Source organism: Glutamicibacter sp. Je.9.36, from assembly GCF_051129975.1.
Classification (GTDB): Bacteria; Actinomycetota; Actinomycetes; order Actinomycetales; family Micrococcaceae; genus Glutamicibacter.
The window spans coordinates 320,171-345,415 of the sequence record NZ_JBCPSN010000004.1; the positions used below are offsets into that span (position 1 = coordinate 320,171).

At 62.2% G+C, this 25,245-nt stretch carries 24 protein-coding genes; 13 read left to right on the forward strand and 11 right to left on the reverse strand.

Annotated features, from left to right (window positions below; all coding sequences use genetic code 11):
* Window positions 1-74 precede the first annotated feature (74 nt).
* Entirely contained in the window at window positions 75-884 is an 810-nt protein-coding gene (locus AAZQ98_RS12405) for a MerR family transcriptional regulator (protein WP_105657919.1), read from the forward strand.
* On the opposite strand, the gene AAZQ98_RS12410 is transcribed toward AAZQ98_RS12405, so the two are convergent.
* Entirely contained in the window at window positions 869-2,104 is a 1,236-nt protein-coding gene (locus tag AAZQ98_RS12410) for an ROK family transcriptional regulator (protein ID WP_332488375.1), read from the reverse strand. The genes AAZQ98_RS12405 and AAZQ98_RS12410 overlap by 16 nt on opposite strands.
* Before the next feature lie 130 nt (window positions 2,105-2,234).
* Here AAZQ98_RS12410 and xylA point away from each other — a divergent pair, with 130 nt between their 5' ends.
* From xylA to AAZQ98_RS12430, 4 genes are read left to right on the forward strand one after another with little or no spacing between them, the layout of a single operon-like run.
* Window positions 2,235-3,422: a xylose isomerase gene (gene xylA / locus AAZQ98_RS12415; protein ID WP_400343174.1), complete on the forward strand. Its 1,188-nt coding sequence runs from the start codon at window positions 2,235-2,237 to the stop codon at window positions 3,420-3,422.
* A gap of 41 nt (window positions 3,423-3,463) precedes the next feature.
* Window positions 3,464-4,891, forward strand: coding sequence for a xylulokinase (xylB, locus tag AAZQ98_RS12420; RefSeq protein WP_400343176.1), 1,428 nt, complete (start codon window positions 3,464-3,466; stop codon window positions 4,889-4,891).
* Window positions 4,892-4,900: 9 nt separating this feature from the next.
* Window positions 4,901-6,169, forward strand: coding sequence for an FAD-binding protein (locus AAZQ98_RS12425; protein WP_105662645.1), 1,269 nt, complete (start codon window positions 4,901-4,903; stop codon window positions 6,167-6,169).
* Window positions 6,170-6,202: 33 nt separating this feature from the next.
* The gene (locus AAZQ98_RS12430; RefSeq protein ID WP_105657914.1) at window positions 6,203-6,736 is read left to right on the forward strand and encodes a TetR/AcrR family transcriptional regulator; all 534 of its coding nucleotides are present in this window, start codon (window positions 6,203-6,205) and stop codon (window positions 6,734-6,736) included.
* A gap of 622 nt (window positions 6,737-7,358) precedes the next feature.
* On the opposite strand, the gene AAZQ98_RS12435 is transcribed toward AAZQ98_RS12430, so the two are convergent.
* The 3 genes from AAZQ98_RS12435 to kynU all read right to left on the reverse strand — a co-directional run bounded on the left by AAZQ98_RS12435 (window position 7,359) and on the right by kynU (window position 10,875).
* Complete coding sequence (locus AAZQ98_RS12435; RefSeq protein ID WP_105658007.1) at window positions 7,359-7,982, reverse strand: thymidine kinase; 624 nt, start codon at window positions 7,980-7,982, stop codon at window positions 7,359-7,361.
* Window positions 7,983-8,088: 106 nt separating this feature from the next.
* Window positions 8,089-9,471, reverse strand: a complete 1,383-nt coding sequence (locus AAZQ98_RS12440; protein WP_400343179.1) for an amino acid permease — start codon at window positions 9,469-9,471, stop codon at window positions 8,089-8,091.
* 123 nt (window positions 9,472-9,594) lie between these two features.
* Window positions 9,595-10,875, reverse strand: coding sequence for a kynureninase (kynU, locus tag AAZQ98_RS12445; protein WP_434692677.1), 1,281 nt, complete (start codon window positions 10,873-10,875; stop codon window positions 9,595-9,597).
* Between the two features lie 127 nt (window positions 10,876-11,002).
* Between kynU and AAZQ98_RS12450 the strand changes: the two genes are divergently transcribed.
* The 4 genes from AAZQ98_RS12450 (at window position 11,003) to AAZQ98_RS12465 (ending at window position 14,098) form a co-directional block, all read left to right on the forward strand.
* Window positions 11,003-11,488: an Lrp/AsnC family transcriptional regulator gene (locus tag AAZQ98_RS12450; RefSeq protein WP_105662647.1), complete on the forward strand. Its 486-nt coding sequence runs from the start codon at window positions 11,003-11,005 to the stop codon at window positions 11,486-11,488.
* Window positions 11,489-11,560: 72 nt separating this feature from the next.
* Complete coding sequence (locus AAZQ98_RS12455) at window positions 11,561-11,992, forward strand: hypothetical protein (RefSeq protein ID WP_434692680.1); 432 nt, start codon at window positions 11,561-11,563, stop codon at window positions 11,990-11,992.
* Window positions 11,985-13,433 (forward strand): sensor histidine kinase, encoded by a 1,449-nt coding sequence (locus AAZQ98_RS12460; RefSeq protein ID WP_434692682.1) that lies wholly within the window; start codon window positions 11,985-11,987, stop codon window positions 13,431-13,433. Before AAZQ98_RS12455 ends, AAZQ98_RS12460 begins: the two co-directional genes overlap by 8 nt.
* Window positions 13,430-14,098 (forward strand): response regulator transcription factor, encoded by a 669-nt coding sequence (locus AAZQ98_RS12465; RefSeq protein WP_105657909.1) that lies wholly within the window; start codon window positions 13,430-13,432, stop codon window positions 14,096-14,098. Before AAZQ98_RS12460 ends, AAZQ98_RS12465 begins: the two co-directional genes overlap by 4 nt.
* An 18-nt stretch (window positions 14,099-14,116) precedes the next feature.
* Here the strand turns inward: AAZQ98_RS12465 and AAZQ98_RS12470 are convergent, their stop codons facing one another.
* The 6 genes from AAZQ98_RS12470 to AAZQ98_RS12495 form a co-directional block, all read right to left on the reverse strand.
* The gene (locus tag AAZQ98_RS12470; protein WP_434692685.1) at window positions 14,117-14,935 is read right to left on the reverse strand and encodes a polyphosphate polymerase domain-containing protein; all 819 of its coding nucleotides are present in this window, start codon (window positions 14,933-14,935) and stop codon (window positions 14,117-14,119) included.
* A complete protein-coding gene (locus AAZQ98_RS12475) occupies window positions 14,935-15,603 on the reverse strand; it encodes a DUF4956 domain-containing protein (protein WP_434692688.1) in 669 nt (222 codons plus the stop codon). Before AAZQ98_RS12475 ends, AAZQ98_RS12470 begins: the two co-directional genes overlap by 1 nt.
* 286 nt (window positions 15,604-15,889) lie before the next feature.
* On the reverse strand, window positions 15,890-16,306 hold the full coding sequence (locus AAZQ98_RS12480; protein WP_105657906.1) for a DUF3151 domain-containing protein: 417 nt from the start codon (window positions 16,304-16,306) through the stop codon (window positions 15,890-15,892).
* A 2-nt stretch (window positions 16,307-16,308) separates the two neighbouring features.
* Window positions 16,309-17,331: a class II fructose-bisphosphate aldolase gene (gene fbaA, locus AAZQ98_RS12485; RefSeq protein ID WP_105657905.1), complete on the reverse strand. Its 1,023-nt coding sequence runs from the start codon at window positions 17,329-17,331 to the stop codon at window positions 16,309-16,311.
* A gap of 196 nt (window positions 17,332-17,527) precedes the next feature.
* Window positions 17,528-18,922 (reverse strand): peptidoglycan DD-metalloendopeptidase family protein, encoded by a 1,395-nt coding sequence (locus AAZQ98_RS12490; protein WP_434692690.1) that lies wholly within the window; start codon window positions 18,920-18,922, stop codon window positions 17,528-17,530.
* A gap of 105 nt (window positions 18,923-19,027) precedes the next feature.
* A complete protein-coding gene (locus AAZQ98_RS12495; protein ID WP_434692693.1) occupies window positions 19,028-19,684 on the reverse strand; it encodes a TrmH family RNA methyltransferase in 657 nt (218 codons plus the stop codon).
* A gap of 139 nt (window positions 19,685-19,823) precedes the next feature.
* Between AAZQ98_RS12495 and AAZQ98_RS12500 the strand changes: the two genes are divergently transcribed.
* The 4 genes from AAZQ98_RS12500 to AAZQ98_RS12515 all read left to right on the forward strand — a co-directional run bounded on the left by AAZQ98_RS12500 (window position 19,824) and on the right by AAZQ98_RS12515 (window position 22,867).
* On the forward strand, window positions 19,824-20,666 hold the full coding sequence (locus AAZQ98_RS12500; RefSeq protein WP_105657902.1) for an HAD-IIA family hydrolase: 843 nt from the start codon (window positions 19,824-19,826) through the stop codon (window positions 20,664-20,666).
* A gap of 79 nt (window positions 20,667-20,745) precedes the next feature.
* The gene (locus AAZQ98_RS12505) at window positions 20,746-21,384 is read left to right on the forward strand and encodes a TetR family transcriptional regulator (RefSeq protein ID WP_402473738.1); all 639 of its coding nucleotides are present in this window, start codon (window positions 20,746-20,748) and stop codon (window positions 21,382-21,384) included.
* Window positions 21,385-21,419: 35 nt separating this feature from the next.
* Entirely contained in the window at window positions 21,420-22,145 is a 726-nt protein-coding gene (locus AAZQ98_RS12510) for an ABC transporter ATP-binding protein (RefSeq protein WP_434692696.1), read from the forward strand.
* Window positions 22,142-22,867 carry an ABC transporter permease gene (locus tag AAZQ98_RS12515; RefSeq protein ID WP_434692698.1) on the forward strand — a complete coding sequence of 242 codons (726 nt, stop codon included), beginning with the start codon at window positions 22,142-22,144 and terminating at the stop codon, window positions 22,865-22,867. The genes AAZQ98_RS12510 and AAZQ98_RS12515 overlap by 4 nt, the downstream gene beginning before the upstream one ends.
* Window positions 22,868-22,870: 3 nt before the next feature.
* Here AAZQ98_RS12515 and AAZQ98_RS12520 read toward each other — a convergent pair whose 3' ends face one another.
* On the reverse strand, window positions 22,871-25,201 hold the full coding sequence (locus AAZQ98_RS12520) for a glycoside hydrolase family 3 N-terminal domain-containing protein (protein WP_332595176.1): 2,331 nt from the start codon (window positions 25,199-25,201) through the stop codon (window positions 22,871-22,873).
* Window positions 25,202-25,245 lie beyond the last annotated feature (44 nt).

Consider the following 25,245-nt stretch of genomic DNA (forward strand, 5'->3'; position numbering starts at 1 on the left):
TCGCGATGCAACAATTATTCCAAAACCAGCCAAGGGCTTGACCCTGACACAGTGTGAGGGCGGAGAACTGAAGCATGCTATCCATCGGGGCGTTTGCGCAGATCGGCCAGGTTACCCACCGCATGCTGCGGCACTGGGATACCGCCGGGGTGCTCAAGCCCGCCCACGTAGACCCGTGCAGCGGCTACCGTTCCTACGACCCTTCCCAGCTCCAGCGCTTGCATCAGATCGTGGCCTTGCGCGAGCTGGGTTTCGGCCTGGAAGAGGTTTCCCTGATCCTGGATCAGGGAGCCACCGCGGAAAAGATTGCTGAGCACTTGCAGAACCGTGCCGCGCAGGTCGAGGCCGAACACCGGCTGGCCACGCAGCGGCTGCAGGATGTGCAACGGCGCCTGCGCTTGATCTCAAAGGAGAATCTCATGTCACGCATTGAAATCATCCACAAGCCACTGCCCGCAGTGCGCTTGGCCGCAGGCCGCTTCACGGTGTCCGAGCAACCTGAAATCGCTGGTCGCATCGGCCCGCTCTTCGACAGAATCGCGCAGTCCATTCAGGGCCAAAGCCTTGCCACGCCCATTGCGCAATACAACGGAACTGAGGATGGAGTAGAGGTCATTGCCGGATACGCCACTAACGCTCCCAACCTCGCCGATGTCGAAATCATCGAGCTCCCCGCGGTGCCCGAAGCCATCTGCGGAGTGCACCTCGGCTCCATGGACACCATCCATGAAAGCTGGCAGGCCGTGCACGAAGAAGTCCTAGCCCGCGGTTTGGTTCCGACCGGTCCGTGCCGCGAAGTCTACGTGCGTGCCATCTCCGAAGACCAAGGTGATTGGGTGACCGAACTGCAGCAGCCGGTAGGCGTTTCTCAACCCACCAGCTGATGCGGGGCCTCCAACAGGTCCCCCGCCACGCTGCGCGCGGCACCGACCAGCGCACCTGTTTGGCCCAGCGGCGAGCACAGCAGTCGAGCCTGGCCGGCGATGCTCGGCGCGTGCATCTGGAGGCTGGCTTCCATGGCAGGACGTAGCCACTGTTCCAGGGCGGCAAAGTGCCCGCCAAAGACTACCGTGGAAACGTCATACAGGCGCATGGCCGAGGCCACCGCAATTCCCAAGGATTTTCCGGCCTCGGCTACCGCGCTCAGCGCGGGTTCGGTTCCGGTTTCCAGCGCTTGGAATAGCTGGTGGATCCGCCGTTGGCGCGAGGCGCTATCGACCATCGCCCCTAGATCAGCGGCAGCCAGGATCGCTTCCTGCCCGGCAATGGTTTCCAAGCATCCACGACCGCCGCAGCTGCAGGCCCTGCCCTCGGGGGCAATCACCACATGCCCGAGTTCACCGGCGTGTCCCTGGGGACCGGCAAAAAGTTCAGCGTCGATTATCAATCCGCCACCGATGCCCACTTCCCCGGAGACAAACAGGAAGTCGCGTTCTTGGACGTCCATCAACTGCTGCTGGGCCAGCGCTGAGGCGTTGGCTTCGTTAAAGAGCCTGAAGCGGGTTTTGGCGTCGGGCAGCAATGCTGCGACATCCAGGTCTTGCCGCTCCCAGCCGAGGTTAGGGGCCTGCAGGACGGTGTACCGCTCCTCGTTGACCAAACCAGGAACAGCCAACCCGCCGCCGAGAATCATTAGCCCTTGGGCCCGGGCGGCAGCTTGGAGCCTTTGACTCAGCTCTCCCAGCGCAGCGAGCACTTCGCTGGCTGTTGAGCTGTGGTTGGCACTGGGCAGGATTTCGTGTGCCAGCAGTTTGCCGCTGAGGTCCACCAGCCCGGCGGCTATGTAGTCAACGTTGATTTCCATGCCCATGACACAGCGTGCGGGGTTCAGGATGAGCCCCACCGAGGGCCGCCCGCGTTCCCCGTCGCGGTGCACGCCAATTTCGATAACTAGTCCGGCCGCCAGCAAATCGGCGACCAGGCTGGAGACCGAGGCCTTGGTGAGCTGGCTGAGTTGGGCGATATCGGCGCGTGATAACCGCTGGTCTTCCCCTGCGCCTGCGATCACCGATAGGACCCTGGCCAGGTTGGCTTTGCGCACGTCTCCGACGTTACCCGGGGCCGAAGAGCTTGCGGCACGGGCGCTAGACGCTGGTTGGCGCATGCCTTCTCCTTGAGAATTTTTTGGGACGAATCGTTCACTGCTCGCTATTGACTCTAGCGCATCACCACCCATATAGTTCAGGACATAAACTAAATGGCATCAGCCAACCCCCGATCCAAGGATGCATCCCATGACTCTTCAGCCAACCGCCGCCGACCGCTTCACTTTTGGACTGTGGACCGTGGGATGGACCGGTGCCGATCCCTTCGGTGTCGCCACCCGCAAGAACCTGGATCCGGTGGAAGCTGTCCACAAGCTGGCCGAGCTCGGCGCCTACGGCATCACCTTCCACGACAACGACCTGATTCCTTTTGACGCCACCGCTTCCCAGCGCGAGCAGATCCTTTCGGACTTCCGTGCAGCACTCAAGGAAACCGGCCTGAAGGTCCCGATGGTGACCACCAACCTGTTCAGCCACCCGGTATTCAAGGATGGCGGCTTCACCTCCAACGACCGCTCGATCCGCCGCTTCGCGCTGGCCAAGGTCCTGCACAACATCGACCTGGCAGCCGAAATGGGCGCCGAAACCTTCGTCATGTGGGGCGGCCGCGAAGGCGCCGAGTACGACGGCTCGAAGGACCTGGCCGCGGCACTTGACCGCATGGGCGAAGGCGTGGACACCGCAGCCGGCTACATCAAGGACAAGGGCTACAGCCTGCGCATCGCGCTGGAGCCGAAGCCGAATGAGCCACGCGGCGACATCTTCCTGCCCACCGTAGGCCACGGCCTGGCCTTCATCGAGAAGCTGGAACACGGGGACATTGTCGGATTGAACCCGGAGACCGGCCACGAGCAGATGGCTGGCCTGAACTTCACCCACGGCATCGCCCAGGCGCTGTGGGCAGGCAAGCTGTTCCACATCGACCTCAACGGCCAGCGCGGCATCAAGTACGACCAGGACCTGGTCTTCGGCCACGGCGATCTGACCAGCGCCTTCTTCACCGTCGACCTGCTGGAGAACGGCTTCCCGACCGGCGGACCCAAGTACGATGGCCCCCGCCACTTCGACTACAAGCCATCGCGCACCGACGGCTACGACGGCGTGTGGGACTCCGCCAAGGCAAACATGTCCATGTACCTGATGCTCAAGGAACGCGCACAGGCATTCCGCGCAGACCCCGAGGTCCAGGAGGCGATGAAGCTCTCGGGCGTGTTCGAGCTGGGCGAGAGCACCCTGGACGCCGGCGAAACCGCGCAGCAGCTGATGGACGATGCGGCAAGCTTCGCCGACTTCGACGCCAACGCCGCAGCGCAGCGCAACTTCGCGTTCATCCGCCTGAACCAGCTGGCCATCGAGCACCTGCTCAACGCCCGCTAGACCGCTCACCCCCGCCCACCGCAGAAAGCAGCCGAAGAACAATGACGCTCGTTGCCGGCATAGATTCATCCACCCAGTCATGCAAGGTGGTCATCCGCGACGCCGCAACAGGCGCCCTGGTCCGCTCCGGCCGTGCCTCGCACCCCGATGGCACCGAAGTGGATCCGGAATCCTGGTTCAGCGCATTGCAGGAAGCGATCGCCCAGGCCGGGGGCCTGGACGACGTGGACGCCATCTCGGTGGGCGGGCAGCAGCATGGCATGGTGGTGCTCGACGCCAGCGGTGCGGTGATCCGCCCGGCACTGCTGTGGAACGACACCCGCAGCGCGCAGGCGGCCAGCCAGATCATCACCGAGGCAGGCCAGGGCGATGCCGCGGCGGGTGCCCGGTACTGGGCACAGCGCACCGGCACCGTCCCGGTCTCCTCGATCACGCTGACCAAGCTGCGCTGGCTGAGGGACAATGAGCCCCAGAACGCGGCCAAGGTCGCTGCCGTCTGCCTGCCGCACGACTGGCTGTCCTGGCGCCTGGCCGGCTACGGCCCGGGCTCCGGGGCAGCAGGGCTGGCCGCCCTGCGCACCGATCGTTCGGATGCCTCGGGCACCGGCTACTACCGTGCCGCCGAAAACGCCTATGACTACGAGGCGCTGGAGCAGCATCTGGGCCACGCCCCGATTCTGCCTACGGTCGCTGGCCCGCTGGAATCCATTGGCCGCACCGCGTCTGGCGCATTGATCGGTGCCGGCGCGGGCGATAACGCCGCAGCCGGATTGGGCGTAGGCGCCAAGGTGGGCGATGCGGTGATGTCCCTGGGCACCTCCGGCACCGTCTTCGCGGTTGCCGATTCCCCCTCGGCAGATGCTTCCGGCCTGGTGGCAAGCTTCGCCGACGCTACCGGCAACTACCTGCCGTTGGTATGCACCCTGAACGCCACCCGCATCTTCGACGCCACTGCCAGCCTGCTGCAGGCCAGCCTCGAAGAATTCAATGACCTGGCGCTGTCCGCCGCCCCGGGCTGCGACGGCCTGGCCTTGCTGCCCTACTTCGACGGCGAGCGCACCCCTAACCTGCCAGAGGCCACCGGCTCGCTGCATGGCATTACCCGAGCCAACTACACCGCCGCGAATCTGGCCCGCAGCGCGGTGGAAGCGGTAGTTTGCTCGCTGGCCGACGGCCTGCGCGCACTGGAAGCGCAAGGTGTCCAAGCCCAGCGCGTCATCCTGGTCGGCGGGGGCGCTCAGTCCCGCGCGGTCCAGCAGATCGCCGCACAGATCCTGGGCTTGCCAATCCTGGTCCCCGCCCCGGGCGAATACGTGGCCGATGGAGCCGCCCGCCAGGCGGCCGGCGTCCTGGCCGGAGAATTCCCCCACTGGGCACAGGGCACTGCCCAAGTCCCGGCGATGGAACCGGCCCCGCAGGTACTGGAACGCTACCGCGCACTGGTTTCCAGCCAGTGGCTCGACAAGTAGGGAATAGCCTTGGAACTGCGCAACAGGGAACTGAACTGGGCCGGAAATCTTGAATACCGGGCCAAAGAACTGCTCTACCCCACCAGCCTTGAACAGTTGCGGAACCTGGTGCGTGCTGCAAAATCCGTGAAGGTCTTGGGTTCGCGCCATTCATTCAATGACATCGCCGATACCGAGGAGCTGATGATCTCTCTGGCCAAGATGCCAGAAGCCATCGAGATTGATGAGCTGGCCATGGCCGTGCGCGTCAGCGCCGGCACCACCTACGGCGCCCTGGCTGATGCACTGCAACGCGCCGGCTATGCCCTGCACAATCTCGCCTCCCTGCCGCATATCTCGGTTGCCGGGGCGGTATCCACGGGAACCCACGGTTCCGGCGAAACCCATGGCAACCTCGCCACCGCCGTGCGCGCGGTGGAACTGGTGCTGGCCGATGGCTCGCAGCTGAGCGTGAAGCGCGGCGGCGAGGATTTCAATGGCATCGTGGTCGGCCTGGGTGCGTTGGGCGTGCTGACCCACCTCACCTTGGATATCGTGCCCAGCTTCGAGGTGGAGCAGACCGTCTACCAGGACCTGTCCTGGGACAAGGTGCTCGAGGACTTCGACACCATTCAGGCTTCGGCCTACAGCGTCAGCCTGTTCACTGACTGGAGCGGCGAGCAGGTAGGCCAGGCCTGGCTCAAGCGCCGCGTTGGCGACGCGCTGGCAGAGCATATTGACCAGGGCCGATTCGGCGGGTTCCCGGCGACCGCTGCGCTGCACCCGCTGCCCGGCGCCGACGGCGGGATCTGCAGCATCCAGTTGGGCCAGGCCGGTGCATGGTCGGATCGCTTGGCGCATTTCCGCATGGACTTCACCCCCAGTGCCGGCGATGAATTGCAGACCGAATACCTGGTTCCGCGCGAGCACGCAGTCGAAACGATCCAGGCTGTCCGCAGTCTTTCTCCTGCCATCACTCCCCTGCTGCTGGTCTCGGAAGTGCGCACCATTGCCGCCGATGACCTGTGGCTCAGTGGAAACTACGGCCGTGACGGCATTGCCTTGCACTTCACGTGGAAGCCCCAGCAGGAGGCTGTCGAGGCGCTCCTTCCACGGATCGAGGAAGCATTGGCACCTTTTGCGGCACGTCCGCATTGGGGCAAGCTCTTCGCAGCCACCGGCGCGCAACTGGCCGGGCTGTATCCGAAGTTCAACGACTTCATTGCCTTGGCGCAGCGCCTGGATCCGTCCGGCAAGTTCCGCAACGGCTTCCTGAACCGCACGGTGTTTGGAACCTGAACGCGCACAGGCGTTGCGACTAGACTTGTCACCATGGCATTGACTCAGTTAACGGTCGTGGACACCGCGGTCGGCATCCTGCAACAGTTCGGGTTGGCTGATTTGTCGATGCGCCGATTGGCCAAGGAACTTGATGTCCAGGTCGGTGCGCTCTACTGGCATGTGAAGAACAAGCAGGAGCTGCTGGCGCAGGTTGCCGCCCAGCTGCTGAACACCCCTGCGCTGTCGGTGGTTGCCGAGGACTACAATTCCCCATCCGAGGCAATCCTGCAGCTGGCGCGCAAGCTCTACCTCGCGTTGCTGCCGATCCAGGACAGCCCCGAGGTCATCGAAGTCGCCACCGCAATGCAGGCCACCGAGCTCCAGCCGGTGCTGCAGCTTCGCACCCTGCTGGAAGCAGCAGGGCTGCCTGCCGAAAATGCCCGCCATGGACAGCAGCTGCTGCTGAACCACGTGCTCGGCTCGGTCGCCTACCGCCAGAACCTCGTGCAGCTCGATGTCGATGCACCCCTGGCTGACGGCTTCGACTGGGGCCTGCAGCGGGCCGTTGCCGGCCTCATCGGCTAGCGCCTCGCGCCGGGGCGTCCTCAACCAAACTTGCCAGGTAGTCCTTCGCTTCCTGCACCGAGTCGACAAGCAGCCAGGCTGCTTTGCACTGGATCTCCAGTTACGCGAACTCGGCCAAGGCCATATCAGCCACCCAACGCGCAATCACTGGCGTGCCGCACATCCGAGCGGCGGCGATCCGTTCCTGCGCGAAATCCTGGTACGGTTGGGCGTCCTGCGCGCCAGGTCGTGGAGCACTGCCATGGCAACAGCTCCGGCAGTACACCCTTGCTCGATCGCATCATGCGTCAATTCCTTGTTCACGGCTCCCTCCTGGAACCGCTGGCATGTGCTTGCGGCCGGACGCAGGCCGTTCTTTCCGCCATGGGTTTTGCGCCTTCGAGGGATCCTGATGAGCCGGAGGCAAGGCCAGCGGGATGAATTTCCATTCTGCTCTTCGAGCTGGTCGTATCGTTCCCGCGCTTGTCCGATGCCGGGCATATGTTTCACTGTCCGGCACAGGAGCGCATCGATCGGTGCGCGCACGGTCTTGCCTATCGGCGCAACGCGGCACTCGACTGCTACCGGACTAGCCGCCACTGGGCAGACCGGCCGCTGGCTGCCGGTCCGAAAGGCTGCTGAGCTAGCTCAGCTTGCCGCCGGATGCTTCCAGATAGCAGGCAGCGCACAGCGACTCGTACCAGACCTCTTCACCGTCGATAGCGACCTGGTCTCCATCAAAAACAATGTGGTCACCCGATCGGCGGGTATTGAACATGGCCTTGCGCCCGCAGCGGCAGATGGTCTTCAGCTCTTCAAGCGAGTGCGCCAGTTCCATCAAGCGTGCCGAGCCCGGGAAGGCACGGGTGCGGAAGTCGGTACGGATACCGTAGGCAAGCACTGGGACATCATCGAGCACGGCAATGCGCAGAAGATCATCGACCTGGGTGCGGGAGAGGAATTGAACTTCGTCGACCAGCAGGCAGGCTACCGGCGGCGCATCCACATGCGGCAGCAAGGCATCAGGGTCATCGCCGAGGCAATGGGCCGCGAACTTCTCGCGGAGGTTCTCTTCCGGCCCCACGCTGAAGTCGACTTCGCGTTCGATTCCCAGGCGGGAAACGATTGATTTCTCGCCCTTGGTGTCAACCCCCGGCTTGGCCAGCAGGATACGCTGGCCGCGTTCCTCGTAGTTGAAGGCAGCCTGCAGCAAGCTCGTGGATTTGCCCGAGTTCATCGCTCCGTAGCGGAAATACAGCTTGGCCACCATTGCTCCTCGAAAGTTGCGGCGCCTGCCAACCGGCAGGCCCCTTAAGATCTTAGTGCCCGCGCCGCGGATCTCCAGCGAACCAGTACCGCGGACGACTGCCCTGCTACTTCGCCGCAGGCTGTTTCTTGCCGGCGAAAACCAGCCTGTAGAGCACCGACATCACGATGACGAAGGGAACACCGAAGATCAGGGTGTACTTGAATTCCGGCACGAAGAACGAGGTCACCAGCAGGCCGGCGAGCAGTACCGAGCCGAGAATCGACGCGGCCGGGTAGCCTGGCAGCTTGTACTCCAGGACGGCCCGGTCCAGGCGCACCTGGCGGCGGAAGGACACGTGGGTCACCAGGATCATGAACCACGTCGCCAGGGCACCGAAGGTAGCCAGCGACATCATGATGCCGAAGCCTCCCTCCGGAACCAGCGCGTAGACCAGTGCTGCCACGGCGATGCCTCCGGCAGACATCCACACCGCGTGGATAGGAGCGCCCGCGCTGTTGGTCCGGTGTGCCAGGCGCGGCGCGTGCCCGGAATCAGCCAGCGAATGCAGCATGCGGGTTGCCGCATAGAGCTGGGCATTCATGGCCGAGAGCGCGGCAATGATGAGCACGAAGTTCAGTACCGAATCGGCGAACGGGATACCCATCTGGGACATCACAGTGACAAATGGCGATCCGCCGGCCAGCAGTTCGCTGGTGGGCGCCACCGCGAGGATCAGGGCCATGGTGAACACGTAGAAGAGCAGCAAGCGCAGGAAGGAGACCTTGAAGGCCTTGCGTACGGCAATCTTGGGGTTCTTTGCTTCTGCGGCGGCAATGGAGATCGCCTCGATGCCCATGTAGGAGAAGATCGCCACGATGACAGCGGTCCACATGCCGAACAGGCCATTGGAGAAGAAGCCGCCTTCGGCCGAGTAGTTATGGAACCCGTATTGGTCGCTGGGGTCGTGGAACACCAGCCAGAGGGCAATGATGATGAACGCGACCACCGCGAAGACCTTGATCGCGGAGAACCAGTATTCGGTGGTTCCGAAGATCTTCACGCTGGAGAAGTTCACGCCCAAAAGCGCGGCCGAGAAGACAAGGACCCAAACCAGCCTTGGAATCTCGGGGAACCAGTACTGCATGTACTCGCCTACCGCGCTGACTTCGGTGCCCACGGCGAAGATCAGCGCAGACCAGTACAGGTACTTGGTCAGGTACCCGGCGAAACGTCCAAGATAGCGTTCGGCGTAGACCCCGAAGGAACCGGCCACCGGCTGCTTGACGGTCATTTCCGCCAATGCGCCCATGACCAGCAAGGCGACGACCCCGCCAATGAGGTAGCTGATGATCACCGAGGGACCGGCCATGGCGATGGCGAGCTTGCTGCCCGCGAAAAGGCCGGTGCCGATGGCACTGCCCAGCGCGATCATGGACATCTGCCCAGGAGTCAGCGACTTCTTCAAACCCGAACCGACTTCAGTGGCGCGTACCGGCTGCTTGCCCAACGATGCTCCCTTTAGACCTATGCGAACAGCACGGCATCGAAAATGCCGTGCTGCTCTTAAGGTTACTCTCGCGCAGATTCGCTGGCTTCGGGGCACCAAGGCCTGAAAGCGGCGGAATTTGCGTTATGTCACGGCATTACGCACGGCGTACTCTTCGCGCTGCCAGGCATTGGTGTGCAGAATTTCACGCAGTTTCTCCACGGCATCCCAGATATCGGTACGCGTCAGGTACAGCGGGGTGATGCCAAAGCGCAGGACTTCCGGTTCGCGGTAGTCCCCGATGACACCCCGGTCAATGAGCGCAGCGATGATTTCGTACCCATGCTCATGGCGGAAGCTGACGTGGCTTCCGCGAGCAGCATGTTCGCGTGGAGTCACCAGTTCCAGGCCGTAGCCGGCACAGCGGGTCTCAACCAGCTCGATGAACAGGTCCACCAGCTCCAGCGAGTTGGCACGCACCTTGTCCATGTCCGCTTCCAGCGCGATATCCAGGCCAACCTCGATCATGGCCAGCGAAGTGACCGGCTGGGTACCGCACATGAAGCGGCGAATGTCATTTGCTGGAGTGTAGCTATCAGCCATCTCGAAGGGCGACTTGTGCGACCACCAGCCGGACAGGGGCTGCCAGAAACGTTCATGGTGGCGGGCATTGACCCAGATGAAGGCCGGAGAGCCCGGGCCGCCGTTGAGGTACTTGTAGGTGCAGCCCACGGCGTAGTCGGCATCTGCTGCATTCAGGTCAATCGGCACTGCACCCGCGGCATGAGCCAAGTCCCAGACCACCAGGGCTCCGGAGCCGTGGATTGCTGCGGTGGTCTCGTCCATGTCCCACATGGAACCGGTGCGGTAGTTCACGTGCGACAGGGCAACCACGGCGACAGTCTCGTCCAGTGCAGCGCGCAGCGACGCCTCGCCATCGATGAGCTTCACTTCATAGGCCACACCTGTTTCCTGCGAGAGCGAGTTGACCAGATCAGCCAATCCCTCGGCGATATAGATATCTGTTGGGAAGTTGTCGCGTTCGGTGAGAATCACCCGGCGCTGCGGGGCATCAGCCTTCTGCGTGCGCAGTGCCGATGCCAAGGCCTTGAACAGATTCAGTGTGGTGGTATCGGTGATCGCGGTTTCGCTGGGGTTCGCGCCCAGCAGCCGCCCCAGCTTGTCGCCGAGCTTCAGCGGCATCTCGAACCAGCCGGCGGTGTTCCAGGAACGGATCAGGCCCTGGCCCCATTCTTCGGTCACCACCTGGGCGGCACGTTCGGCCGCACCCTTCGGCAACGCGCCCAATGAGTTGCCATCGAGGTAGATGACGCCTTCCGGGAGGTTGAAGCGGTCGCCAAAGGCCACCAGCGGGTCTGCCGCGTCCAACTGGGCAAGGGTCTCTCGGGTCAGTTCCGTGGTCATTGGATCTCCTGTTCAGCCAAGATCAAAGCGGGAGAACTTCCGTTCTCCATGGTGTTTCCATCGTAGAATCAGATTCGATATAGTGCGACTAAATCTGAACTTTCCCAAAGAATTGAGTTGATCAACCGTGGCAGGTTCATTATGGACAGTTCAAGGCGACGCCAAGCCGAATCCTGTTCGTGTAGACGAAGCGGATTTGTCCATTCTCGCCGAGCTGAGCAAGGATGCTCGAATTGCCAATAACGTCCTGGCTGCAAAAGTCGGCCTGGCGCCGTCCACCTGCTTGGGCCGGGTGAAAGCCCTCTCCAAGGCGGGGGTGATCACCGGCTACCATGCTGCGATCAATGAGCAACTTCTTGGCGTGGCCGTCAACGCCATGATCTCTATTGTGGTCTCGTCCACAGCCCGAGACCGCTTGCTCTCCTCGGCGCATCAGCTCAAAGAGCTCGCCGAGGTCAAGGAAGTCTTCGTTCTTGGCGGCTCGCCGGATTTGCTGGTTCGGGTGGCTACCAGAAGCATCGAAGACCTACGGGCATTCGTGGCCGCGCACTTGGGCTCCAACCGCGCGTTCTCATCCACCCAGACGGTAATTATCTTCGAGCACCTGGCTTAGCCGAGACAGGCTTTTTGTCATCTAACGGCGTCTCTCATCTATATCTCATTTATTTCAGCCACAATGAAAAACATGGGAAAGGAAGCTTTGCGCCGCGTCTTTGCGACAATCGCTGTCATCGCAGTCGTGTTTCTTGGCGCTTTCGGAATCAGCCAAGCCTTGGAAGGTCCGGCGGACCAGGACCTCGGGGAAGGGTTCATCTTCGAAGAAGCAACTCCGTCTCCGACGAGCGGCACCCCCAACAGCCCCTCCTCCTCGCCTTCTGCCCCAGCGACTGGATCCCAAAATCCGTCTTCCAGATCGAGCACCTCCGCCAAGCCGAAAACCTCGGAAAAGCCTAAGCCTAGCGCTACCCCGACACCGAAGCCCAAGCCGAAACCTCCAGCACCGGCACCGCCAAAGAAGACCGTCGTTCCGCTGCCTCCTTCGGGCACCCAGTACGACGATGATGACGACGACGATGACGATTACGACGACTACGACGATGACGACGACGATGACTAGAGCGCCAGAACGCCGCTGGTCCATCCGAGCACGGGTCCTGACCGGCATGATGCTCCTGGTAGGCCTGGCCCTGCTGACAGCGGGTACCGCGAGCTTTGCGGTTCAACGCCACGAACTGAATGAACGCCTCGACGAGTCATTGACCCGCACCGTCAAGGAATTCGAAGTTCTCACCGATACTGGTGTCGATCCGCGAACCATGGAACGCTTCAAGCACGCCGAAGACTTGCTGTATATCGCAATGCAACGCACCCTGCCCTCCCCGAAGCAGGGCATGCTCTCCCTGGTTGGTGACGAGGTGCGTTGGACCGCACCGGATATCGTCAACACCCGACTGGAAGATGATCCGGAATTCCTCGAATGGGCCAGAAGCGTCCAGGACGCCAACCATATCCGCTTGGGAACTGTCGACACGGACATCACGACCTACCGCGCCGTCGTTGTTCCGGTTAGCCTCCCTGCAGACCACGAGCATGGCGCCTTCGTGCTGGCCTATGACTACTCTGCCGAGGCTATCGCCAACGACCGCAACTTCATGATCTATGGTGCCGTCGGCGCCTCGGTCATGCTCGTGGCCGCGCTGGCCGCCTGGCTTGTGGTTGGACGAATGCTCGACCCGATTCGCCGCCTGCAAACTACCGCGCAGCAGATCTCGGAGACCGACGTATCCCAGCGCATTGAAGTTTCCGGAAACGACGAATTCGCTGAACTGACGGTCACAGTCAACGAAATGCTGGATCGCCTTGAAGGTGCGCTCAGCTCCCAGCGCCAGCTGCTTGATGACGTCGGGCACGAACTGCGCACGCCGGTGACTATCATCAACGGGCATCTGGAACTGATGGATCCCAACGATCCGGACGACGTTGCCCAGAGCCGCGATATCGCCATGGACGAGCTCGGGCGCATGTCCTTGCTCATCAATGACCTAGTCACCCTGGCAAAGTCCAACCGCACGGATTTTCTCCAGGTGGAGCCGGCAGAAGTCGGCAAGCTGCTTGACGACATCCTCGACAAGGCCCGCGGCCTGGGGCCTCGCCAGTGGCGCGTGGACTACCGCACCGAGGCCACCGTGGCTCTCGACCCGGTCCGGACCACCCAAGCCATGCTGCAGCTCTGCGCCAACGCGGTGAAGTTCTCTGCTGCGGATAGCCGCATCGGCTTGGGCAACGAGATCGTGCGCGATGGGCATGGCAACACCACCTTGCGCTGGTGGGTATCCGATGCGGGCGTGGGCATCCAGGCTGAAGATCTTGAACGTATTTTCGAGCGCTTTGGACGGGGCCAGAACTCTGTTCGTTCTTCCGGGTCCGGCCTGGGGCTGAACATCGTGCAGGCCATAGCGGAGACCCACGGCGGACGCGTGTGGGTGAACTCGGAACATGGCAAGGGTTCGACGTTCTACATTGACATGCCGTTGACGACTGGAAGCAAGGAAGCATGAGCCAGATACTGATCATTGAAGATGAACCGCGAATCAGTTCGTTCGTAGCCAAGGGGCTGCGTGCTGCGGGACTGACCTCATCCATCGCAGAAACCGGGCATGATGGCTTCACCCAGGCCATTGACGGTGACCATGAGCTGATCATCCTCGACCTCGGCCTGCCGGATGAAGACGGCTTCTCGGTATTGCGGCGTCTGCGCGCCGCGCAGATCGATACTCCGGTGATCATCCTGACCGCACGCGGCAGCGTGGAAGACACGGTAGCCGGCCTGCAGAACGGTGCCGATGACTACATGGCCAAGCCATTCCACTTCGATGAGTTGCTGGCGCGGGTGCGCTTGCGCCTGCGCGCCGAGGACAACGCACCCGAGGTTTCCTCACTGGCCCACGAGGACCTGAACATGGACCTGCTGCGCCGCCGGGTGACGGTCAATGAGCGCGAAGTCGACCTTTCCGCGCGTGAATTCGCGCTGGCCGAAGCCTTCTTGCGCAACCCCGGCCAAGTGCTCAGCCGCGAGCAGTTGCTTTCCCGGGTCTGGGGCTATGATTTCGATCCAGGGTCTAACGTGGTGGATGTGTATGTCCGCTACCTGCGCAACAAGCTCGGCTCGGAACGTTTTGAGACGGTACGCGGATTCGGCTACCGACTCGCCTCCGAGCGCTAGCCGAATCCTGCACGGAATCTAGCGCAACGTCGGGTCCGGAACGAAGCTCTGCTGGAGCAAACGGCTCCAGCGATTGGCCGGCAGCTGCGGGTTCAGCAGTGCAATGCCGATGCAATACTTGGACATCGATACCTCTCGGATGCCCAGCTCGGCCAAGGCCTGGTCCGACGCGCCCCGGCCATCAGCGGACTTGGTCTCCACGACAACCAGGTCCGGTCCGTCAACCCTCGAATCGCCGTTGGCGTATTCCAGTTCCACGTCGCAGGTCAGCCGTTCGCCATCGATGGGGTTCACGAAAGTTGCACGCCGGTAGGCACTGTCCAGCACAGGTTGCAGTTGGGGCACGTCCTGCCCGTACTCGCGGCGCAGGACCGATTCCAGGAACTCGAGATTCTCTTCGGTCAGCTCGCCGGCGCTGTCCAGATCCTGCTCGACGCGGTGCTTCACCGTCGAGCCGCGAAGCCCCTTGGTCTTGATCTCGAACATCGACAGCCCGGTGTCAGCATAAGTGCGCGAGCGCACCTTGTATCGCCGTCGCCGCCCCTGGCGGTGGGCGCGGTACTGGTCGTAGTCCTCGGTATCGAAATACACCGATTCGTAGCGGAAGGTGCGCAGGCCATCGATCTGCATGATCTTGAATTGATCGCCCAAGCGCTCGGATAATGCCGTGAACTCCTCTGGGGCCAGCAGGAACTTCTTGTCGACTCGGGTCTGCAGCGCGGCTTCGGAAATCACGTCTTCGAGACTGATCGGTTCCCGGCCGATGACGGCTTCTTCGAGAGCCGCGCGCGCCTGGGAGACGACGAGGTCCGCTCCCTTGGCCGCATATGTCGTCATCAGGACCACGTCTCCTGCTTGGCTCCGTTCTGCGCTGCCGGTGCAGACTGGCTGTTCGCCAATTCATAAGTGCCGGAGAAGCTCTCGGATGCGCTGGACTTGGCAGTGGACTTGCTGCCGGCCATGTTGGTGCGGAAGCGGACATCAACGATGGTCAGATCGCGAACCATGTCCAGCTCGACAACTACTGTTCGCAGCACCTTGGCATCCAGCAGTTCTTCCAATGCAGCCTGCAGATCCGCCTTCTTCGGGTAGGCACGTTCCAGGGTCACAGTCTGGCGCTCGGTGCGCGGAGCGAAGCTCGGGTGATCCGCCAGGAACATGACTAGCACGAGGGCTGCGGTGGCCGACGGAGCCAACCATGCCGGATCCGGGTGCAGGCCGTTGACCAAACCAATGGCCAGCGAAATGAAGTAGTAGGCGACTTCTTCCTGGGTCAGCGTGTCTGAGCGAAGGCGAATGATTGAGAGGATGCCGAAGAGCCCCAGCCCCAGCCCCATGCCTGCGCCGCTGCCTGAAAGCAGCAAGGTGACCGCGAAGATTCCCATGCTCAAGGCGATATATGCGAGCACGAGGTCGCGGCGGAAGTGACGGCGGAAGTATACGAAGTACACCAGCACCGTAATGCCGATGACGTTTGAGGCTAGTCCCGTCCAGAATGACAACATCGCTATCCCTTTCAAAAGTGTGAAGTGATGATCCCTTCTAAATGAACTTTAGGTGAACTAAATGAGTCCAAAAGTAGAACAACATGAGAACGCCCTCATGTTACTGAATAGGTCTTGACTTGCATGTTTGCCTTCTGCTGACGGAGAGTGTGCCGTCTGGCTGGTTTTACTCAGCTTCCGCGCACACGAGTTCTCTTACTTCTTGAGCATGCCCTCGAAGCGTTAAACAGCTAACGGCGGCTATTCTCTCTGCGAGAATAGCCGCCGTTAGCTGTTGGAGTATCGCTTACTTGCCAGCTTCGATTTCAGCCTTGGCCGTCGAATCCGAATCGTTCAGGAACTTGCCGATGCGGTCGACTTCTTCAGTCTCGCCGATGGCTGCGGCCGCACGGCCTAGCGCATAGAGCGAGCGAAGGAAGCCTCGGTTTGGCTCATGGCGCCAAGGCACAGGGCCCTGTCCGCGCCAGCCGGCTTTGCGCAGCGAGTCCAAGCCTCGGTGGTAGCCAACTCGTGCGAACGCGTACGACTCCACGATGCGGCCCTCACTGTGCGCTTCGTTGGCAAGCAGCGCCCAAACCAGTGACGAGGCAGGGAACTTTGCCGCCAAGTCCGTGGCTTCATCACCGGCTTCATAGCGTGCCAGCACTTCGGTTTCTTCCGGAAGCAGGGTTTCCGGGATACCCAGCAGGTTTTCTCCGACCATGGTTACTTCAGCGACTTTCCGGCCGAGCCTAGCTGCTGGGCAGCTTCAACGATGCGGGCAGCCATGGACTCTTCAGCCTTGGCGCCCCAAACGCGCGGGTCATAGGTCTTCTTGTTGCCAACTTCGCCGTCGATCTTCAGCACGCCATCGTAGTTGCCCAGCATGTGGCCTGCGACCGGACGGGTGAATGCGTACTGGGTGTCGGTGTCGATGTTCATCTTGATCACGCCGTAGGCAACAGCGTCAGCGATTTCCTGCTCGGAGGAGCCCGATCCGCCGTGGAATACGAGATCGAATGGGTTAGCCTTGCCGATTTTCGCACCAACCTGGGCCTGGATATCCTTCAAGATCTCTGGGCGCAGCTTTACGTTGCCTGGCTTGTAAACGCCGTGGACGTTGCCGAAGGTCAGCGCGGTGATGTAGCGTCCCTTTTCACCGGCGCCCAAAGCCTCGATGGTAGCCAAGGCATCTTCGACGGTGCTGTACAGCTTGTCGTTGATCGCGTTCTCGACGCCATCTTCTTCGCCGCCCACGGCACCAATTTCAACTTCGAGGATCTGCTTCGCGGCAGCGGTGCGTGGCAGCAGTTCAGCAGCAATACGCAGGTTCTCTTCGAGGGTCTCAGCCGAGCCGTCCCACATGTGGGAGTTGAAGAATGGATCGCGGCCTGCAGCGACTTCAGCCTCCGAAGCGGCCAGCAGCGGCAACACGAAACCGTCCAGCTTGTCCGCTGGGCAGTGGTCGGTATGCAAGGCGATGTTCACGCCGTAGTTCTTGGCAACCTGGCGCGCGAAGGCCGCGAAGCCCAGCGAGCCGGTAACCATATCCTTGATGGATGCACCAGACCAGTATGCGGCGCCGCCGGTGGAGACCTGGATGATGCCGTCGGATTCAGCCTCTGCGAAGCCGCGAATTGCGGCGTTCAGAGTCTGCGAGCTGGTCACGTTCACTGCTGGGAAGGCGTAGCCGCCTGCCTTGGCAGCATCGATCATTGCATTGTACTTATCGGGGGTTGCGATAGGCATGCTTCACTCCTGGTGATTAGCGAGGTTACGCGTCTCCATTGACGGCGGTTCGCCATCCATCCTATCGGCTATGTCACTAACTAAGCCCTAAATCTCGTATCGTGACACGGGGAATTCCGCGGTTTACCGCAAAGCAAACGGCCAACCCAGATGAGAGCTTGTCTCATTATGGTTGGCCGCTGGCTTTTTACGTTCTCTATTCGGTTGTTGCGCTTACAGAGGTGCTTCCCGACGGAGCTAGCTGTGTCTTGGTCGTGGTGCTGGGCACTGATGCAGAGCTCTTGGAAGCCGCCGGAGTTTCAGTTCCGGTCGAGGCCGACTTCGACGAATCCGTCTTTGGCGCAGGATCTGACTTCGTTGGAGTATCCGTAGCGACTTCTTCTTCTGGCTTCGTTGGCGCTGGAGCTGGAGCCTCCACCTCATCAGTGGCATCCGGATCTTCGGGTCCGTCCGTAGCGCCTGGACTCTTCGTAGCGTCTGGACTCTTCGAATCGTCAGGGCTCTTGGAACTATCTGGGCTCTTCGAGCTATCAGGGCTCTTCGAACCGTCCGGGCTCTGTGAACCATCTGGAGACTGCGAACCGCTCGGACTTTCACTCTCGCTCGGCGACGGGCGCTGTGACTCCGATGGGCTTGGCTTCGGCCGTGGAATGCTTGGAGTGTCATCCTCGGGGACAATGACGTCTGGATCCGGGCCGCTTGGAGCCCGATCAGGAACCCGGGAGCCGTTGCCCTTGGGAGCACTGCCCGCATTGACTGTCAGCCGCTGCGAATTAATCATCGCCTGGCGCTGGCCCGGAATGGTTGGCAGGTAGTTGCGCGGATCATGCCAACGGCCGTCGATGATGACCTCGAAGTGCACGTGGCAACCGGTCGAGTTGCCGGTAGTGCCAGCCAGGGCGATCAGTTCACCCTGCTCGACTCGCTGCCCCACCTTGGCAATCAACTTCGAATTGTGGCTGTAGCCAGTCTGGACATTGCTGCCGTGGTCGATAGTCACGCGCATGCCGGAGTGCCCAGCCCATGCCGATACGGTCACCGTTCCAGCTTCAGAAGCGTAGACCGGCGAGCCGCAGGAAATAGGGTAGTCCTGGCCAATGTGGATCTGGTTGCCAGGACCGGTAGGGTTGGCACGCCAGCCATAAGGGCTGGAAATACTGCGGGTCTTGACCGGGTGCATCAGTTGCAGGTCGCCAGGCAATTTGCCGAGCTCGCCGACCATGCCCGCAAGCAGAGCTGAGGATTCGTTGTCATTGCCGGACGCTTCTGAGCCCGCGTCAGCGCCATCAAGCATTCCAACGGGACGGCCGTCAATAGCCAGCTCCTTGCCGGAACCGCCAAATGAGTTCAGCGGCGCATCTGCACTGACGTAGACCGGTCCGTTGAACATTGATGGATCTGCCACAGCATCGATGCCTACAGGGATATCGCCCTGCCTGGAGTCACCGGCCTGAGCCATGATCGGGATCGCCAGGGCTCCCGTCAGTCCGAGCGCGGCGACGATAGAAGTGGACCATATAACCAATGGCCTTCTGCGTCGAGGCAGCCCGGGCAACAGCAAGTCACGGTTTACTTGATGACGTCGTTTCACGACCGCCCTCTCCCAGATCACGTTTTCATAACTAAAACCCAGAGTAGGCGGAAAATGATAACTAATCCAGATGCTCGACTAAACTCGTCAGTATTAAATTTCTTGTTAACCTACTTTTTGCCCAAACACGTGCCTGCGTACCCACGCATGCATGGCAATCCCGGCTGCGGATGCCGCGTTGATTGAACGAGTCGAGCCGAACTGCTCGATGGACAAGGTGTCCTTGGCCGCAGCGTGGACTTCCGGGCTGAGTCCCGGACCTTCCTGCCCGAAGACCAGCACGCAGTCCTTCGGCAGGTCGTAGGTCTCCAGTGGAACGGAGTCCGGGAAGATATCGATTCCCAGAATCGTCAACCCCTCGCCCTCAGCCCAGGCAACGAACTCCTCCACCGTTGCATGGTGCCGTACGTGCTGGTAACGATCAGTAACCATGGCGCCTCGTCGATTCCAGCGGCGACGGCCGATGATATGGACTTCTTTGGCCAGGAAAGCGTTTGCGCTGCGTACCACGGTGCCGATGTTCATATCGTGCTGCCAGTTTTCAATGGCGATATGGAAATCGTGGCGGCGTTCGTCAAGATCAGCAATGATGGCGTCCATCGTCCAGTAGCGGTACTTGTCCGCGACGTTGCGCCGGTCGCCCTCGGCAAGCAACTGGGGATCGTATTTTCCGTCGGTTGGCAGTTCCCCCTCCCAGGGGCCTAATCCGATCACATGCTGCGCGCTCGGGTCATTAACTGGTTCATGCGTTTCTTCGTTCACAGTATTAAGCCTAGTTCGTTATGTTCGTGCCCTTGTTCACGGTGCATTTGCGTGCGCCTGTGTAATCTCTTAATAGAACGGGATACTTTCAGTGCCGATAGCTCCCACCACATATTTCCCTAGGGAGGATCCACGCCTCGTGACAACTTCAATCCGCGGTACGCGAACTGTCCACGACATCAAATGCTGGCTCACGGACATGGACGGCGTATTGGTTCACGAGAACCAGGCCATCAAGGGCGCCGCCGAGATGCTGAGCTACTGGCGCGACAACAACCTGCGCTTCCTGGTCCTGACCAATAACTCCATCTACACCCCGCGCGATCTGCGTGCCCGCCTATTGGCCTCGGGCCTGGACGTCCCGGAGGAAAACATCTGGACCTCCGCGATGGCCACTGCAGAGTTCCTGGCTCGCCAGCGCCCCGGCGGCCGCACCTTCGTCATTGGCGAAGCCGGTTTGACCACTGCCCTGCATGATGCGGGGTTCATCATGACCGACCAGAACCCTGACTACGTCGTGCTGGGCGAAACCCGCACCTACTCTTTCGAAGCCATCACCAAGGCCATCCGCCTGATCGAAGGCGGGGCGAAGTTCATCGCCACCAACCCGGACGCTACCGGGCCGTCCACCGAAGGCATTATGCCAGCCACCGGTGCGATCGCGGCCTTGATCTCGCGTGCAACCAACCGCGAGCCATACGTGGTGGGCAAGCCGAACCCAATGATGTTCCGTTCTGCCCTGAACCGAATCGATGCGCACTCGGAAACCACCGCAATGATCGGCGACCGCATGGACACCGATATCGTTGCGGGCATGGAAGCCGGACTGCTGACCGCATTGGTCTACACCGGCATCACCGCCCGCGAGGACATGGACACTTTCCCGTTCCGCCCGGACCTGCAGTTCCCATCCGTGGCGAATCTGCACGCGGAACTCGCCAAGGGTGCCGCTGCAGCGGAAGCGCCTGCAGCCAAGAAGTAGCAGCTAGCGGATTCAGCAAGGCCGGGCTTTTGCCCGGCCTTGCTGCGTTGACGCAAGATTCCGGAAGTATGCTGAAACCGTGACCGAGCAAGTACCGAACGAGGTCCCGAGCGCGCGGAAGCGTGGACGGCCCAAAGGCAGCAACACGGGGACAACTAGAGCGGCGATCCTCAAAGCCGCGTCCAAGGAGTTCTCCCGTGCCGGATACGAGGCAGCCAGCCTCCGGTCGGTAGCGCGCCGAGCCGGGGTGGATCCAGCACTGGTTCACCACTATTTCAAGGACAAGAGCGACTTGTTTGTCCAGACCATGCGCATCCCCGTCAACCCAGGGGAAATCATCGCCGAGGCGGCAACAGCGCCGTTGGAGGAGATGGGCGAGGCGCTGACTCGCGCATTGCTCGCTACCTGGAGCAAGCCGGCTTTCCGCACGGCTGCAACGGCAATGATCCGGGGCTTGGTCTCCAGCAGCAGCGCGGCGAAAATCCTCCGTCCATTCCTGCAAGAGCAGATCTTCTCGCGCTTGGGTGCGCGTTTGCCGGAAGAAAGCGCCGAGCCGAGGGTAGCCCTGGTGGCCAGCCAGATTGTCGGCCTGATTGTCGCGCGCTACATCATTGGCTTGGAGCCTTTGGCCTCCATGGATGATGAGCAGGTTATCGAGCTGGTGGCCCCCACCATCCAGCGCTACCTCACCGGCCAATTGCCTGCGTTGAACCATTGACATGCTGCTGGCAGAGGTCCCTAATTCATTATGTGATGAATAAAACGGCTTGTGTCGATGTGCAGCGGCTCGACGTCAGACGCGGAAGGGCATTGGTCCTGGACCACGTGGAATTCCAGCTCGCGCCGGGACGGATCATCGGCTTGCTCGGCCCCAGCGGCAGCGGCAAGAGCACCTTGCTGCGAAGCATCGTGGGCAACCAGGTCATCAGCAGCGGAACAGTCTCCGTTCTCGGAAAGCCCGCCGGGCACAAGTCCCTGCGCAACCGGGTCGGCTATATGACCCAGGCAGCCAGCGTCTATGACGATTTGAGTGTCCGGCAGAACATCGCCTACTTCGCCAAGATCCTCGGCCACCCCCCAGCCGAAGTGGATCGAGTCCTCGAAGCCACGGACCTGGCGGACCAGGCTGGCCGGCTGGCCATGGGCCTGTCCGGCGGACAGCGCAATCGGGTGTCCTTGGCCATCGCGCTGCTCGGCTCGCCGGAAATTGTCATCCTGGATGAACCCACGGTGGGTTTGGACCCGGTGCTGCGTGCGGATCTGTGGGCGATGTTCTCGCAGTTGGCGGCCACCGGCCTGTGCCTTGTCGTCTCCAGCCATGTCATGGACGAAGCCATGCGTTGCGATGAAATCCTGCTGCTGCGCGAGGGGAAGCTGCTCGGCCAGATGAGCCCGGCTGCATTGATGGAGTCAACCGGTGCAGACAATCCCGAAAATGCCTTCGTTGCCCTGATCGCGGCAAAAGGGAACCAGCCATGAAACGGACGCTCGCCACCACCGGTCGGGTCCTGGCCCAGGTACGCCATGACCCGCGGACCATTGCCTTGATGCTCATCGTGCCCAGCCTGCTGATCGGCCTGATCGCATGGATCTTCACCGACACCCCGGCATTCGGCCGCATTGGCCCCGCAATGATCGCCTTGTTCCCATTCGTGGTCATGTTCCTGGTAACCAGCATCGCAACACTGCGCGAGCGGCGCAGCGGAACCCTTGAGCGCTTGCTGAGCATGCCGCTGGCCAAGGGCGAATTCATCTTCGGCTACGCGCTGGCGTTCACCCTGGTTGCGATCCTCCAGACCATGATCGCGGTCAGTTTCGCCATCTGGGTTTGCGGCTTGGAGATCGAAGGCAGTTTCTGGCTGCTGTTCGCGGTGGCCGCCCTCGACGCGCTGCTGGGCATCAGCCTCGGCCTGATGGCCAGCGCCTTCGCACGCACCGAATTCCAGGTGGTTCAGTTCATGCCGGCGCTGGTCATCCCGCAGTTCCTGCTGTCCGGAATCATCCTGCCCCGCGAGCAGCTGCCCGGCGCGCTGGAGGCCATCGGCGACTGGCTTCCGCTGTCCCACGCCATCGACGCCCTCTCGGATGCCGCGGCGGGAACAGTGGATTCGGCGACGGCAAGCAGCATGCTGGTCATCGCCGCCTGGATCGCCGCCGCGCTGATCGTCGGTTCCCTGACCCTGCGGCGGCGCACCGCCTAGCGGCTACGCGATGTCCACCGGGGTGTCCAGCACGCGGCCCTCGGCCACTTCGCGCACCTTCCCGGTGATCCGGAACTCGGCCTGCAGTGGCAGGTCCTCGCTGCTGGTTCCCACCAGCGCGGTGAACTTGCCCGGTTCCACAATGCGCTTCCCGGACAGCCCGGTGAACGAGGTCCGGTCCGCATGCACGGTGAAAGCCACGCGCTTCGACTCCCCTGCCTCAAGCTGCACCTTGGCGAAGCCGGCTAGCCAGCGGCGCGGGCGCACCACCTGCGACACCGCGTCAGCCAGGTACAGCTGCACCACTTCGGCGCCGGAGCGCGCTCCGGTATTGGCCACGGTGGCACTGACCCGAATGGTGCCGTCGGCAGCGATTTCAGTTTCCGGCAGTTCCAGACCGGAGATCTCGAAGCTGGTGTAGGAGCTGCCGTAGCCGAAGGGGTAGAGCGGACGCGGATCGAGGTTGGTTACGCCTTCTGAATGCCAGGCCAGCTTGGAAGCCAGGTAGGTGCCCGGCTGCCCGCCGATATGGTCGGGGATCTGCACCGGCAGCTTGCCCGAGGGGTTGACCTCGCCGGTCAGCACGCCAGCCAGTGCCGGCCCGCCTTCCACCCCGGGCATGAAGCACTGGATGATGGCCGCGGTGCGATCAGCGAATTGCCCCAGCGAATACGGGCGCCCAGTGACCAGCACCAGCACCGTCGGGGTCCCCGTGGCCAGCACGGCTTCCACCAGATCCCCCTGCCGCCCGGGCAGGCGCAGGTCGACGACGTCGCAGCCCTCCCCCGAGGTGCCACGGCCGAAGAGCCCGGCGAGGTCGCCAACGGCAACCACCGCGACTTCGGCGTTGCGGGCGGCCTGGACCGCCTGGGCGATGCCCGAATCATCCAGATCGGTGAAGTCCACGCCACGGGCATACTCGATCTGCGATCCGGCGAGCGCGGGAGCCTGCTGCAAGGCTTCGAGGATCGAGGCCATCGGCACGCCGTAGTCCTGCTGCTCGGCGAAGCGCGAGTAGACATGGTTGGTGAAGGAGTAGCAGCCCAGGTGGGTGCGCGGCTGGGAGGCGCTGGGCCCGATGACCGCCAAGCGTGCCGGGCTGGCCAAGGGCAGGATCTGCTCGTTGCGCAGCAGGATGATCGATTCCTCGGCCATTTTCCGGGCATGGGCACGGTTATCGGCCGAATCCAGTTCCACGTCATCGCCCAGCCAGGCCTGGCGCGGGTTCCAGCCCGGATCCAGCAGGCCCATCTGCAGCTTCTGGGCCAGCACGCGGCGCACCGCGGTGTCCAGGACTTCCTGCTCCAGCGCTCCGGCGCGGACCGCCTGGGCCAGGTTGGCGAAGGCGGTGGTCTCCGGGAGCTCAACGTCCATGCCGGCTTCCAGGGACAGCCGGCCCGCGGCGTCCTCGTCTTCTGCGACTTCGTGCATGCTGTGCAGGAAGCTGACGGACCAGTAGTCCGCCACGACGGTTCCCGCGAAGCCCCAGCGGCCCCGCAGCACTTCGGTGAGCAGCCGGTGGCTGCCAGCGGGCGCTTCGCCATCCACGTCCGCATAGGAGTTCATCACGGACTTCACTCCACCCTCGCGAACCGCGCGTTCGAACGGCGGGAACACCGTGTCTTCCAGCGCCCGGGGGCCCATGGAGACCGGCGCGTGGTTGCGCCCGGCTTGCGAGGCCGCGTAGCCGGCGAAGTGCTTCAAGGTGGCGTGCACCCCCGAGTCCTGCAGCCCGCGCACGTAGGCTACACCCAGCTCCCCAACCAGGTGGGGGTCTTCGCCCATGGTCTCTTCCACCCGGCCCCAGCGGTAGTCGCGGGTGACGTCCAAGACCGGGGACAGGCCCTGGTGCACTCCCATCTTCAGCATGTCGGCGCCGATGCGCCGGGCCATGCCGCCAATGAGTTCCGGGTTGAAGGTGGCGCCCCAGGCAATGGACGCCGGGTAGCAGGTCGCGCCAAGGGTGGTGAAGCCAGTCAGGCATTCCTCGTGGGCGATGGCCGGGATGCCCAAGCGGTTCGCGGCAATGACCTGTTCTTGCAGCTCGACCAGGCGTTCGCGGCCTTCGGCGGGGGCCAGCGGGATGGTGCCGAAGGCGCGGGTGATATGCCCCAAGCCGTCCTTGATGGCGGTTTCGAAGCTGGGGCCTGCGGTGAAGGTGTCGGCCATCGGCGCGACGTTGCCTTCCCCGTCCTGGTTTTCTTCCTCCGGGCGGATCCAGAACGAGCCCAGCTGCCCGGCTTTCTCTTCCAGGGTCATTTCATCCATGAGCGCGGCGACGCGCTGTTCGGCAGGAAGTGAGATGTCGTGCCAGGTTTGCTCGACGGTTTTCATGGCAGTTCCTTGTCTTCAAAGATTTCGATTGCTTGCGGGGGCGG

Coding starts and splice junctions, on each gene's coding strand:
- fbaA (WP_105657905.1), bottom strand. CDS start 17,331: ATGCCTATCGCAACCCCCGATAAGTACAATGCAATGATCGATGCTGCC.
- xylA (WP_400343174.1), top strand. CDS start 2,235: ATGACTCTTCAGCCAACCGCCGCCGACCGCTTCACTTTTGGACTGTGG.
- AAZQ98_RS12430 (WP_105657914.1), top strand. CDS start 6,203: ATGGCATTGACTCAGTTAACGGTCGTGGACACCGCGGTCGGCATCCTG.
- AAZQ98_RS12510 (WP_434692696.1), top strand. CDS start 21,420: ATGAATAAAACGGCTTGTGTCGATGTGCAGCGGCTCGACGTCAGACGC.
- AAZQ98_RS12470 (WP_434692685.1), bottom strand. CDS start 14,935: ATGACGACATATGCGGCCAAGGGAGCGGACCTCGTCGTCTCCCAGGCG.
- AAZQ98_RS12455 (WP_434692680.1), top strand. CDS start 11,561: ATGGGAAAGGAAGCTTTGCGCCGCGTCTTTGCGACAATCGCTGTCATC.
- AAZQ98_RS12515 (WP_434692698.1), top strand. CDS start 22,142: ATGAAACGGACGCTCGCCACCACCGGTCGGGTCCTGGCCCAGGTACGC.
- xylB (WP_400343176.1), top strand. CDS start 3,464: ATGACGCTCGTTGCCGGCATAGATTCATCCACCCAGTCATGCAAGGTG.
- AAZQ98_RS12460 (WP_434692682.1), top strand. CDS start 11,985: ATGACTAGAGCGCCAGAACGCCGCTGGTCCATCCGAGCACGGGTCCTG.
- kynU (WP_434692677.1), bottom strand. CDS start 10,875: ATGACCACGGAACTGACCCGAGAGACCCTTGCCCAGTTGGACGCGGCA.
- AAZQ98_RS12520 (WP_332595176.1), bottom strand. CDS start 25,201: ATGAAAACCGTCGAGCAAACCTGGCACGACATCTCACTTCCTGCCGAA.
- AAZQ98_RS12475 (WP_434692688.1), bottom strand. CDS start 15,603: ATGTTGTCATTCTGGACGGGACTAGCCTCAAACGTCATCGGCATTACG.
- AAZQ98_RS12480 (WP_105657906.1), bottom strand. CDS start 16,306: ATGGTCGGAGAAAACCTGCTGGGTATCCCGGAAACCCTGCTTCCGGAA.
- AAZQ98_RS12405 (WP_105657919.1), top strand. CDS start 75: ATGCTATCCATCGGGGCGTTTGCGCAGATCGGCCAGGTTACCCACCGC.
- AAZQ98_RS12465 (WP_105657909.1), top strand. CDS start 13,430: ATGAGCCAGATACTGATCATTGAAGATGAACCGCGAATCAGTTCGTTC.
- AAZQ98_RS12410 (WP_332488375.1), bottom strand. CDS start 2,104: ATGCGCCAACCAGCGTCTAGCGCCCGTGCCGCAAGCTCTTCGGCCCCG.